Below are 13,455 nucleotides of genomic sequence, written 5' to 3'. Positions count from 1 at the left end.
AAAAATATGTTGTCTATTTCTGGAGACTAACCGCCTCCCCAAGGAGTGAATTGTTAAGAATCAAACTAACTAGATATCTTTTTTACCAAGTAAGTTCCACCCTACTCATATAAAAAATAAACTTTCTCAACAGTAGTTTCCAGAATATTTTCTTATTTTTTAACATTATTTGTTCGTCTAGGAATTTTAACAAAGCCATATATTAATACCATTTCTCAAAGTATATGTATTAGGTACTTCTTAATATGGTTATGATTTATAGCGATCGCGTAATCAAGCAGCATTGAGTTCAGTAGGCAATAGTCGAGGATGTGCGATCGCTGCTAGGTTCTCCCTTGATATCGCAATATTGCTGGGCATAAAGTCTATAAATGACATTAATTTGCAGGTGCTGTAGCAGAATTTGGCATAAATAGCACCAGTACCTCATCGGTAGTGTAGTGTTAGAGATTGTCATAGCCCATTGTAGACATCGCCTCTTGGATTTGAAAAGTATGAGCCAATAAAATGTAAACTTTCAAAGACTTGCACCAAGTTTCTAACTACCTTGCTCTTTAATTTCTCTGTGCGTAGTTCTATTTATAGAATAGGTGCTTCCTCGAAAGCTCAACTTATGAGTTGCTTGTGGTGTAATGATTCCAGTCGATTGCGTATTAGGATCGGCGCCAACAACATAAGTACATCCTCGAAAGCTCAACTTATGAGTTACTGATGGTGTGGTTTCTCGATCTAATTTGGGGTTGAGGTCATGACGATAGGAAGCTCCACGATAGATTAAGTGATAATCTGGTTCCGATTTGGGAACTGGCTGTTGTGTATATTGTGTTTCCCTGCTGACTACTTTGCTTGTATAATACTCGTAGCTTGTACTGATAAGAATAAGAGTTAACAGTAGAAGTAAAATTTGCCAAGGAGCCAACATTAAACCCAAAATCAGGCTGATAGCTGCAAATACAGTTACTAAATGTGAGATTTCATTATTTCTATTTTTGAATAAAAAATAGCCAGTGATGAAACAAACACACGGAAAAATGAAAAAGTACAAAGCCATATTTCCTACATTCGCAACTAAAAGCAAAGGGTTTATAAAGCAGATTGAACTTAATTTTAAAAGTTGTTGTTTATTTTACCTCTAATCAGCTTAAGAAGTTACCGTGCTACTGGAGTAAAAGTTTTACGTTGAGGTATCTGTATTAGCTGCGATCGCAAAGAAAAATTAATACTCAAGACTATCTCAAACCTTTGGCCCGGAGTTCAAGGGTTATGTATTCATTTAGAGAGGTTACAGGCGTGATATGGAGTGGATGCTCAGTGTAAAGCCTTTGCTGAACTATATGAAGATATTACCTTATAGCGATGTCATGTAGCGATCGCATTCCTTAACGCAGAAATTTACTGATAAATAAAAATTAAAAGCGAACAAATATCACAATACAAAATTATTACTTCGGGGATCTAATAGGCAGAATAACCCACTACAGCTTTAACCGATGTGTCTCCGGCAACGAAGTAAAAAAAGCATCATAAAAGCCTCGCAATCTCGCGTATTAAAAAAAAGTATATGCATGTTACTGTTTTAATCTCATTGTCTTCCCTTCGCTCCTTTCCCTATGCATCTGCACTATTTACACCCCCAACACCTTGAAGAATTAGTCAAGAGTAGTGGTATAGACTTACACTTAGTGCATCTCAATTTTAGATCGCTCCAAGGTGTAACAGCTTATGAGTACCTGTTGATTTCTGAGCTACTTCCCCGCACCAATACCGGAATGGTGAAAAGTAGTTGGTTGCAGCGTTATGCTCACATCACAGAAGGTGGTTGGTGGTGTTCGGGACTAGACCCTCTGAATAATTGGCAAATGATGGAATGGGGATGCTTTAAGCCAAACCAACCCCGACAAAATCACAATGGCAAATCCATCAAGTACGAGCATCCTCCCAGCACACCAACGCGGGTGTTTTGTTTGCGGGTAACGTTGCAAGTGTGGCAGCAAGTCGCTGGACGTTACAATCTGGTCATGCCTGATAATATCACCATTACTCCTGATGGGGAGGCTGGAGGCTTTTGGCAATGGGTGATGCAACAGAACATTCCCCTCATCATCTGCGAGGGTGTAAAGAAAGCAGCCGCATTGTTGACGCAAGGATATGTAGCTATTGCTATTCCCGGAATTACCAGTGGTTATCGGGTTGTAAAAGATGAATTTGGTAAAGTTACCCGTCGTCAGCTAATTCCTGATTTAGCCACGTTTGCGATTACAAAGCGCAGCTTTTACATTTGCTTTGATTTTGAAACTCAACCCAAGACAATTGCTGCTGTAAATAATGCTATTTCTCAACTTGGTTGTTTATTCCAGCAAAAAAATTGCCCTGTAAAAGTCATCGAACTTCCGGGTATAGAAAAAGGGGTTGATGAGTTTATTGTTGCTAAGGGTGCAAATAATTTTGAGAGAGTATATCGCCAAAGTGTTGATTTAGAAATCTATCTTGCTCAAACCAGACCTCACACCGAGTTAAGTATTCCTGCTGCACTTACCTTCAACCGTCCTTATATAGGTGAAATACCTTTTCCCACCTCTGGATTAGTAGGAGTCAAATCAGCGAAAGGAACGGGGAAAACTACGGCATTGCAAGGCGTTGTTCAACAAGCAAAAAGTCGAAACCAACCCGTTTTGTTAATTACTCACAGAATCCTACTTGGACGATTCTTGTGTGAAAAAATTGGTATTCAATGGGGAACACATAAAGAAGATGGTGAGAAAAAGATTAATAAAACACTTACCCCTGCTCCTCCCATACTGCGCTCTCTATTCCCTCAGCAATCTCTCGGCTTGTGCGTTGATTCGATTTGGAAACTTAACCCAGAACATTGGCGGGGAGCAATAGTAATTTTAGATGAAGTAGAGCAATCTTTATGGCATCTGTTAAACAGTAATACTTGTAAGCATAAACGGGTAAAAATATTAAAGTTATTCCAGCAACTCATTGCAACAGTTTTAACAAGTGGGGGGTTAATAATTGCTCAAGATGCTGATTTATCAGATGTTTCACTTGAATATTTACAGGGATTGGCAGGAATTAAATTAACACCTTGGATAGTTCTGAATCAGTGGAAGCCTCAGCAAGGTTGGGACATAACTTTTTATGATTCACCGAATCCAACACCGCTAATTCACCAACTAGAATTGGATTTACTTGCTGGACGTAAATGTTATGTTACTACTGATAGTCGGGCTGGGCGTTATAGTTGTGAAACAATTGAACGTTATTTGAAAGAAAGGCTACAAAAATTACGGCGACAATTTCCTAAAACTCTGGTGGTTAGTAGTCACACAACAAATACACCTGGTCACGCAGCAGTTGATTTTATTGCAGCAATCAATCAAAAAATATCTGAATATGACGGCGTTTTTGTTACCCCTAGTCTTGGTACAGGAATTAGTATTGATGTCCAACATTTAGACCGTGTTTATGGCATTTTTCAAGGGGTAATACCTGACTCGGAAGCAAGACAAGCGTTAGCAAGAGTCAGGGATGATGTACCGCGTGTTGTCTGGTGTGCTAAACGAGGTATTGGTTTAATTGGTAGTGGGAGTACAAATTATCGTTTGTTATCTGATTGGTATCAAGAAAATCAAAAAGAAAACTTAGCTTTGCTGAGTCCCCTACATAAAATAGATGTGGATTTGCCCTTAGTTTATGACCCGATTCATTTGCGAACTTGGGCGAAGTTATCTGCAAGGGTAAATGCTTCTATTCGCCTCTATCGACAATCGATGCAAGATGGTTTGATTGCTGATGGGCATCAAATTCAGGTGCGGAGTAATGCAGTTCACAATAATATTATTCGAGATTTACGTCTGGCATTTTTGGCAACCGATGCCGATGACTTAGCGACGCGCCGAAGATTAGTTTTAGAAATTGTCAAGGTTCAAAAAGATTGGGCACAAAGTCGTCAAAAAGCTAAAGAAATTAAACGCAAAATTAAAGAAATTAAGCAGCAAAACCAACTATCGGTAGCAACCGCTGTCGCTAATGCTAAAGATATCGATTATGTAGAATATGAGCAAATGTTACTTAAGCATTCCCTAACGGATGGAGAACGCAACCAAATTAATAAATATGTTCTTAGACAAAGATATGGTGTAAAAATTACTCCTTGGCTGAAGTTGCAGGATGAACAAGGATATTATCGTCAGCTGTTAATTCACTATTATTTAACTCACGAAAGCGAGTATTTTCACGTTAGAGACGAGCAAGAATGGCATCAGCAATTGTCTTGGGGTGAAGGAAAAGTTTTTCTCCCAGATTTAAAAACTTACACGCTCAAAGTTGAAGCTATGAGAGCTTTAGGAATGCTTCAGTTTCTCGAAGAAAAACGCGAATTTACTGAGAACGATACAGATTTAATATTGCTGAAAAATATTGCTTTTCAGCATAGTAAGCATATTAAAAGAGCACTTGGTATTAATTTAGTCGGCGAAAAAGAAAAAGTTTCAGCCATAAAAATACTTGGTCGACTACTAAATCTATTAGGTTTAAAGCTAAAACGAGTAAATCAAGTTTATCAAATTGATTTAGAAACACTATATGATGGCAGAGAGAAAATATTTGCTGTTTGGCATCAACGAGATGAGGTGATGTTGGCTCATGTTAAGAGTGTTGGTTATGAGTTACCTGATTATTCTTCAGACTGCAAGTTTGAAATTATGCAGAGCAACTCTGAAAAGGTAGACGATAAATTATCTTCTACATCTACTCTGTCTTTATCTCAGATATAGCAATTATCAATTGTTTTATCGCAAAAGCATTTTAGGGTTTGTAATCAGGGAACTCCAAAAAAGAAATTATCCAATATTGTGGGGTGGGCATCTTGCCAGTGTCAACTTAAGCTGAAACTCCTTTAAAACCTTGTTTCCAGGCAAAGTCGGGAAATGCTGCTCTGCTGCGAGTCTTGAGGCTCTGCCTCAAGGACGGCATTCCCAGTCTCCGACTGGGAACGAGATAAAGACCATAGGCGATTAGTTGAATCTCGATACTTTAGGCTAGAGAATGTCAAAAGCTAAAAAATTATATGAATGCGGAAGATTTTTTTAAACAAGGATTAAACCACAATTTGCAAGGGGACTATCAAGCCGCGATCGCAGCTTACACCCAAGCAATCAAGTTAAATCCTGATTATGCCGAAGCTTACCATAATTGGGGGCTGATTTTAAGTGGTCTCAAAGATTATCGCACTGCGATCGCTAACTTTAATCGCGCCATCGAAATTAATCCTAGTTTTGCCACAGCCTATTATAACCGCGCTAATGCTCGTTACTTTTTAGCCGATTATGAAGGCGCGATCGCAGATCATAACGTCGCATTACAAATCGATCCCAATCTGGCGCAATCTTACCACAGCCGCGGGAATGCCTACTTTGCTTTGGAAAACTACGACAAAGCGATCGCAGATTATATCCAAACAATCGAAATGAGTACCCAATTAGCTGATAATATCAATATTGATATTGCTAACGCTTATCATAATCGCGGCGTAACTCGTTTTGAACGTGGCGATCGTCAAGGAGCGATCGCAGATTTTCAGCAAGCTTTACAATGGCATCCCCATTTTGCCGCAGCTTACAGCAATCGCGGTAACATCCACCATATTTTAGGCAATTATCAAGAAGCGATCGCTGACCATAACCAAGCATTACAATTAGATCCTAACTTGGCAGAGGCTTATCATAACCGAGGTAATGCCTACTACGCTTTAGCAGATTATCAAAGTGCGATCGCAGATTACAACCGCGCCCTAAAAATCAATCCTAACTTTGCCGGAGCGTACTATAATCGGGGTTTGGTGCTTGCTCACCTCAAAAACTATCAGGAAGCAATTGAAGACTTTAACCAAGCATTAAAGCTGAATCCTGATGATGTGCAAGCTTATTGTGAGCGTGGTCTGGTTCGTAGTACTCTTGAGGATTATGAGGGTGCGATCGCAGATTATGACCAAGCATTACAAGAAAACCCGACTCTCGCTTTAGTATATGGCTTTCGCGCAAATGCTCGTCGGCGATTAGGAGATTATCAAGGTGCAATTGAAGATAGCAATCGCCTATTACAACTCAATCCTAATTTAGCAGAAGGATATTGCGATCGCGCGGCGGCTCGTCGTTCTATAGGAGATTATAAAGGTGCAATTAAAGATTACGATCGAGCATTGCAAATTAATGATAACTTAGCCGCAGCTTATTATGGTCGGAGTATTGCTCGTGAAGCCCTGCAAGATTTACAGGGTGCAATTGATGATAACACTCAAGCCATAGAGCTTGTTCCTGACTTTTCTCAAGCGTATTGCAATCGGGGAAATGCTCGTCGTCTTTTAGGAGATGAACAAGGAGCGATCGCAGATTATAACCAAGCATTAAAAATTAATCCTGATTTAATTGAAGCATATTACAACCGAGGTTCCACTCATTATGCTTTAGAAGCTTATGAAAGTGCGATCGCAGATTACACCCAAGCTTTGCAAATAAATCCCCAATCTGCTGCATTTTACAGCGATCGCGCTAATGCTCGCTATGCCCTAGAAGATTATCAAGAAGCAATAGAAGATTACAGTCGAGCGATCGCGATCGACCCCAGCTTTGCCGAAGACTGGTACAATCGAGGTCGTAGCCGTTCTCTGTTGGGAGATTTACAAGGAGCGGTTGCAGACTTAAACCAAGCCTTACAGCGTCAGCCTAATTGGGCTTCAGCTTACATCCTGCGAGCAGATGTCTACCGGAATTTGGGAGACTCTCAAGGAGCAATTAGAGATTTTCAGAAATCCGCAGACTTATATTACCAAGAAGGAAATATCCAATATTACCAACAAATTATTGAGCTAATTGAACAGCTTAGATGAGGGGATTTGTCATTTGTCATTTGTCATTTGTCATTTGTCATTTGTCATTGGAAAGAGGCGGAGGGGAAAGAGGTAATTTTATTCTCCCTCCAGCCCCCTGCTTCTTACCCACTTTCTACTCTTTTGTTTCTTCAAAACGAAAGCGTTCCATAAAGCGGCGGTCAATCCAATCTTTGTAATGCCACAATAGTTTGTAGGGTGGTAAAGTAAAAGTGCCTCGTGTTGCGATCGCTTGTTTGTCTCCTGTACCAATTAAACTCAAATATTGTTTCTGTGGCTTATAAGGTTTGAGTGGCTTGCCTAATAAAATTCGCTGTAAATTCTCAAACAAAGGTTTGCCTTGTCTAACAGCAAATACCCCGGCTTTCGGACGTGGATGATTTACTATTGTGGCAATGTCACCAGCAGCAAATACCTGCGGGTGCGTTTGAGATTGCAACGTATCTTCTACCAAAATAAAACCTTGCTCATCAGTTCCTAGTCCAGCGTTCTTTAACCATTCGGGTGCTGATGCTTGTGTTACCCAAAAAATTTTATTGCACTCTACTGTCAAACCAGATTCACATTTAATTTCAAATACTTCTTTAGCTTTATTATGGGCTTTAGGTGCAATTTTACACACAGATTCTCCCAGATGTAACTTAATCCGTCGGTCAGTTAAAATTTGCTGAAGTTGATGCCGCACTGATTGATGATAATTGGGCATCAGTTCTTGTCCGCGCTGGAATAAATGAATTTCTAGGTTTTGAATAGGTTGTTGAGTTTTATCCAAAATCCGATGTAAACAAGATTGCATCGATAGCGCTAATTCTACACCGCCAGCGCCACCACCGACGATCGCAATCCTAATTGGTTCTTGAGGATTTTTACCTACGGTTTCAATTAGTTCATACCAATGTTCTAATAACTGCGATACTGGTTTAGCTGCGATCGCATATTCTGCCGCACCTGATACAGACAGTATGGCCGGAGTGCTGCCAATATCAATAGACAGCACATCAAAATCTACCGCAAGTCCGTTATCACAAAGAACTTTGTTATTTTTTAAGTCAAGGGCAACTACTGTGTCAATATACAATTGTACTTGAGCAAAGTTCGCCAAGGGTTGCAAGTCAATATGACATTCATTGTGGCTGTAAAATCCGGCAATATGTCCTGGTAACATCCCAGAGTAGGCTGTCTCTGATGCTGTGGTAATCAGTATCAAACGTACTCCTGTTAACGGTTTGATACCGAACATTTTTATAACAATAGCATGGCTGTGACCGCCACCAATTAATACCAGATTTTTAAGTATTGGTTGTATATTTTGTTGGGTTTTAATAGTCATCTTTAGTTAATGAATGATTATAAATAAATCAGAATTATCATGACGATAGTTAATTGTCCGTGAAGAAGAAAGACTAGTAACTACAACTGATTATTGGGAATGGCAAGAGTAGGTATGCTTATGTTTACTTACTCAGAAGTTATATTTTCCATTTTGTTGATTACATAAAGAAATTTCAGGACTAAATATGTATTAAACAATAGCATACGTAAATAATTTATTTAATAAAAATTAGATATTAAAATTCATTTTCGTTAATTATTAATGTCTTGAATGCCATGAAAAACATTTTATCAAAAAGTCACATCCAGCTATCCCAAATGTTCCTGCGGATACCTGTTTCCCAGAATCAAGTTAAACAAAATCAGCATCAGTCGCTAAAACGACGCTTAAGAATAGCAAGCGAACAACTAGAAAATAACACTATAGAAATCAGTCTAGCTATAATTAATGATTTGGAACAAATTGCTTATACCTATCCACAGTACCATTGGACGATCGTAGATATTCTTACTAGTTTTGTACGAAAAAATGCTCCTTATATGCCCCAAGAGGAAGTAACGAACTACCTGTCAACAAAAATTCGTTTAGATATTCAAGCCGCGCTGACTGTTATCGCTAGAAGAGATGCAAACAAAGACCCAGTAAATGAGCAACTTGATTTGAGCTTCACGGATATCAGAGGAGCAAACTTGAAAGGGGCGAATCTACAACAGATAAATCTCTATCAAGCTAATCTAGCTGGGGCTAATCTTAGAGAAGCTAATTTAGCGGGGGCAATACTTAGTGCAGCTAATCTAGAAGGAGCTAATTTATATCTAGCGAACTTAGAAGGAGCAATCCTCAGTGCAGCTAATCTAGAGAAAGCTAACCTTTCTGAAGCTAACCTGCATCGTGCCAGTTTATATCTAGCTAGCTTGCATGGAGCAATTCTCCATAACACCATACTTGATAAAGCAAACCTCAGAGAAACCAAATTCTCTGAGTAATATCATATTCGCTTGATTACTTATTGAAAAATGTTTCCCTACTCTTTAGTAGAGATACAACTAATTGCGTCTCTCATGATTCTCTATTTTCAGCGTAATTCGTAATTTTTGTAGCGCAAGCGTTTCTTAATGTGTGACGTAAAATTATATTAGATATAATTCCTTAGTTCAATGAGTGTTTTGACACCTGTTATAAATTTCTGCTAAATGCTATACTATTTTTCCTCAACATCTAAGTAATAATTCTAGGTTGTAAGGAAAATTTTTACCATGTCTTCTAAAAAGACAGACGCTCTTTTGAATTGGTTGATAACTTTAACAGCCATATTTGGCTGCTCGTTGACTGTAATTTTCTTTGCCTTGTCCAATATTAAAGAATTGTCAATTCAAGAAAAAATCCAGTATAGAAACCAAGCTTTAACAACTACTGCAATAGTTTTTCTCGCATCGGCAGCAATCTTTAATACTTATTATGCAGCAAGGCGTGCCCAAGCGATGCAGAAGAGTGCGATCGCATCTGAGAAAAACTTAGAAATTGGCTTGCAAAATGCCAAACTCAATCAAGATAGATTGATTGCAGAGCGCTTTATGGGCGCAACTGCCCAGCTTGGCCATGAAAAGGTTGAAACCCGGACAGGCGCAATTTACGCTTTAGAAAGGGTTGCTCAGGATTTTCCTCAAGAACACTGGACAATTATGGAAATTCTCACTGCCTTTGTGCGAGAGAATGCGCCTATCCAGCACGTAAAAAGCGAGCAACAAAAGCCGGAATATCAAGGAGCAGTTTACTCAAGTAGGCGTAGAGGTGGGTCGCGTCCAACGCCGCAGTTAGAGCAAAATCTCCATGAAGAATTTCCCAAAATACGCACCGATATTCAAGCAGCCTTGACTGTTATCGGCAGGCGTAATTTACTCGAAGACCCAAAAGATCAGAAACTTGATTTACGTAACACCGACATTAGACAAGCAGACCTGCTAAAAACTAACTTGCAACAAGCAGACCTGCGTGGGGCTGACTTGAGTGGGGCTGATTTGCGTGGGGCTGACTTGAGTGGATGTGATCTTAGCGGCGCTAAACTCATTAGGTCGATTCTTTATGAAACCAAATTACTAAAAGCTAGTTTATATGGAGCCAACCTTTGTTGGGCTAACCTGAATCGCACTGACCTCTCTGGAGCAAACCTGCGTTCAGCCAACCTGTCTGGTGCAAGTCTGCGGGCTGCTAACTTACAGGGAGCGAATCTTTATAAAGCTAACTTGCAACAAGCGACCTTAAAAGTTGCTAATCTCTCTGGAGCAAAGTTGTTTTTAGCTAACTTGCAAGGAGCAAAATTGGGTAAAGCCAACCTGCACCAAACGGGTTTGATTGGTGCCAACCTCTGTGGAGCGAACTTAAATGGAGCTAACCTTTCTGGAGCTAATTTGAATGCAGCTAAACTCCATCAAACAGAAGTATATTTTGCCAACCTCTCAGAAGCTAGCTTAACAGAAGCTGACCTATATCAGGCTAATCTGATTGGAGCGAACCTTTATAGGGCAACCTTTTATCAAGCTAACCTGACTCAGGCAAACCTCATGGGAGCTAACTTGTCACAAGCTAATCTCAATGATGTCAAATTGGAAGGGACAATTTTGACAGGAGCGAAAAATTTAGAGTTACATCAGATTAGAGAGGCAGTTGGCGATCGCACCACTCGCCTACCTGATTATATCGAAGCACCGGCACATTGGCGGCAATTGGGTTAAGCGATCGCAGCATCATTAGTTATTTAGGCGAGTTATTTAGGCGCATTCTACCGTTTTCACTTCATGCTATAGTTTTATACCAAAAGTCTCCCTAACAATTCTGGAGATAAAGGAGATGAAACCTATGTCTGAGAACAACACAGACATACCAAGAAATTTGTTTATAGTTCTAATTTTATTTATTGGATTGTTTATTCATTTAGCGAAAAACAAGAAATAGAAATAGATGAGAGTACTGCTACCCTCTATGGCTTGTAGGAGAATATAGAAGAGAACAATCTTGCCTACAGTATTAATCAACGTTGATAAAAAACCATGCAATCAGCTTTACGTATCACAACCAAAGTTTTACCAGGAAACAAAATAGAAATTGAAATTCCAGAAGCTGAAATAGGCGATAGCGTTGATGTATTTGTGATTTTACCAGAAAAAGCTGAACTCAAACATCGTTCTGTACTGGACATTATAGAAGAAAGCCGTTGGAGACACCCTTCTCGAACTGCTGAGGATATAGACAGACAACTACAAGAAGAACGCTTATCATAATTAAAAATTAGTAGACCAAATTAAACTTATTCTTCTGGCGATCGCACAATCATCCTACCGGAAAATCTTCAACCACCTGAACATTGGAAAGCTCAAGTTTCACCTTTAGATACTGAAACTTTGAACCTTTGAGCATCATCGTCAAACCTCTAAGCTTCATCGTTGAACCTTTAATATCATGTCCGCTTGATTACTTACTAAACCCCAAGAACCCCACCCCGCCAAAGCTATGCTTTGTCTCCCCTCCCCGCAGGCGGGGAGGGGCTGGGGGTGGGGTGCAATGACTGTGGGTATCATAACTAATTACCCAGACTTGATATAAGACAAAAATAATCACTCAATCTGAAGAAGTTTTTTCCGAAATAGCCGCTTTATCGTCTGTATAATCACTGAAATGGGCAAGAGCGTTAAGCTGATTTCGGGTAATTTGTGATGAAACTAGATTTAGTCAGGTTTTTTCAAGCTTGCAACCCCAGTAAAACTCTGGTCGTGAGCAAACCGGAGGATAGACAATATTATATTGATTTCTCTAAAGTGCGTGGTGCCAAGATTATTGAAGAACTTGGGCGAACTATCACCCGCCTTTCACCTGAGCAGCCTACTTGTCAATTGTTTACCGGACATATCGGTTGTGGCAAATCCACTGAATTACTGCGGCTAAAGGCAGAGTTAGAGCAACAGGGATTTCATGTGGTTTATTTCGAGTCTAGCCAAAGCCTGGATATGGCTGATATTGATGTTACAGATATTTTATTAGCAGTAGCTCGTGAGGTTAGTCAAAGTCTGGAAGCAATAAAAATTAACCTCAAACCAGGATACTTTAAGAATCTGTTTACAGAAATTTCTGAGTTTTTGCAAACGCCGCTAGATATAGGCGTTGAGGCGGAATTATCTGTAGGTATTGCCAAGATTACCGCCAAAACTAAAGATAGTCCCAAACTTCGCTCTCAGTTACGGCAATATTTAGAACCGCGCACCAACGGCATTTTAGAATCAATTAACAAAGAATTGCTCAAGCCTGCTAGAGAAAAACTCAAGCAGCAGGGTAAAAAAGGACTGGTGGTAATTATAGATAATCTCGACCGAGTAGATAATTCTCAAAAACCTTCCGGTCATTATCAGCCAGAATATCTCTTTGTAGAACGAGGCGAACAGTTAAACCAGCTAAATTGTCATGTTGTTTATACGATTCCCTTAGTGTTGATTTTTTCCAACGCTTTAGGAAGGTTAACTAATCGCTTTGGCATAGACCCCAAGGTTTTGCCGATGGTTCCTGTGGAATTACAAGATGGTTCGCAATTCTCACAAGGAATTACGCTGCTGCAAAAGATGGTTATGGCGAGGGCTTTTCCTGGTGTCAGTTGGGAACAAAGTCTGAATTTAATTACTGAGGTTTTTGATAGTCCTGATACTTTAGAGCGACTTTGCCGAGTTAGCGGTGGTCATTTGCGTAACTTGTTGATGTTACTGTTTCGTTGTCTTCAGCAAGAAGACCCACCTTTATCGCGGGAGTGTGTGGATAGAGTGATTAAACAACGCCGCAATGAGCTAACTTTGGCAATTACGCCCGATGAATGGGAATTACTGCGTGAGGTAGCGCAAGAGAAAAATTTAAGAGGTCATGAAAGATACGAACTTTTGCTCCGCAGTATGTTTGTATTTGAATACCGAAATGAAGATGGTTCGTGGTTTGATATCAATCCGATTTTGGCACAAGCCAAAGAATTTAGGTTATAAATCGGCGTATATGAACAATTACCCCCCTTACTCCCCCCTTATAAAAGGCTACGGTGTACACACAGGTCGAATTACCCCCCTTAGTCCCCCCTTGCAAAGGGGGGAAACAAGAAAAATCCGGTTCCCTCCCCTTTGCAAGGGGAGGGTTAGGGTGGGGTAAAACCCTGGTTAATCAGCTATTTCAGACTTGTGTGTACACCGTAGCCTTAAAGGAA

Annotated in this window: 9 protein-coding genes; 6 read left to right on the top strand and 3 right to left on the bottom strand. The window is 39.8% G+C overall.

The features are described from left to right. Positions 1-289: 289 nt before the first annotated feature. Together RMY27_RS32030 and RMY27_RS32025 are read right to left on the bottom strand one after the other, a co-directional pair. A complete protein-coding gene (locus tag RMY27_RS32030) occupies positions 290-457 on the bottom strand; it encodes a hypothetical protein (protein ID WP_322668854.1) in 168 nt (55 codons plus the stop codon). Between the two features lie 81 nt (positions 458-538). Next, a complete protein-coding gene (locus tag RMY27_RS32025; protein WP_322668853.1) occupies positions 539-1,051 on the bottom strand; it encodes a hypothetical protein in 513 nt (170 codons plus the stop codon). A gap of 559 nt (positions 1,052-1,610) precedes the next feature. On the opposite strand from RMY27_RS32025, the gene RMY27_RS32020 reads away from it, so the two are divergent. Next, positions 1,611-4,781, top strand: a complete 3,171-nt coding sequence (locus RMY27_RS32020; RefSeq protein WP_322668852.1) for a plasmid replication protein, CyRepA1 family — start codon at positions 1,611-1,613, stop codon at positions 4,779-4,781. A gap of 293 nt (positions 4,782-5,074) precedes the next feature. Continuing rightward, positions 5,075-6,892 carry a tetratricopeptide repeat protein gene (locus tag RMY27_RS32015; protein WP_322668851.1) on the top strand — a complete coding sequence of 606 codons (1,818 nt, stop codon included), beginning with the start codon at positions 5,075-5,077 and terminating at the stop codon, positions 6,890-6,892. A 115-nt stretch (positions 6,893-7,007) separates the two neighbouring features. On the opposite strand, the gene RMY27_RS32010 is transcribed toward RMY27_RS32015, so the two are convergent. Continuing rightward, entirely contained in the window at positions 7,008-8,222 is a 1,215-nt protein-coding gene (locus RMY27_RS32010) for an FAD-dependent oxidoreductase (RefSeq protein WP_322668850.1), read from the bottom strand. A gap of 278 nt (positions 8,223-8,500) precedes the next feature. On the opposite strand from RMY27_RS32010, the gene RMY27_RS32005 reads away from it, so the two are divergent. The 4 genes from RMY27_RS32005 to RMY27_RS31990 all read left to right on the top strand — a co-directional run bounded on the left by RMY27_RS32005 (position 8,501) and on the right by RMY27_RS31990 (position 13,240). After that, a complete protein-coding gene (locus RMY27_RS32005) occupies positions 8,501-9,211 on the top strand; it encodes a pentapeptide repeat-containing protein (protein ID WP_322668849.1) in 711 nt (236 codons plus the stop codon). A gap of 270 nt (positions 9,212-9,481) precedes the next feature. Next, positions 9,482-10,957, top strand: coding sequence for a pentapeptide repeat-containing protein (locus RMY27_RS32000; RefSeq protein ID WP_322668848.1), 1,476 nt, complete (start codon positions 9,482-9,484; stop codon positions 10,955-10,957). 315 nt (positions 10,958-11,272) lie between these two features. Then, positions 11,273-11,503, top strand: coding sequence for a hypothetical protein (locus RMY27_RS31995; protein ID WP_322668847.1), 231 nt, complete (start codon positions 11,273-11,275; stop codon positions 11,501-11,503). A 432-nt stretch (positions 11,504-11,935) separates the two neighbouring features. Then, positions 11,936-13,240: a P-loop NTPase fold protein gene (locus RMY27_RS31990; RefSeq protein ID WP_322668846.1), complete on the top strand. Its 1,305-nt coding sequence runs from the start codon at positions 11,936-11,938 to the stop codon at positions 13,238-13,240. Positions 13,241-13,455: the final 215 nt, after the last annotated feature.

Source organism: Nostoc sp. DedQUE09 (assembly GCF_034530915.1).
Taxonomy (GTDB): Bacteria; Cyanobacteriota; Cyanobacteriia; order Cyanobacteriales; family Nostocaceae; genus Nostoc.
This window is presented reverse-complemented; position numbering and strand designations above follow the sequence as displayed.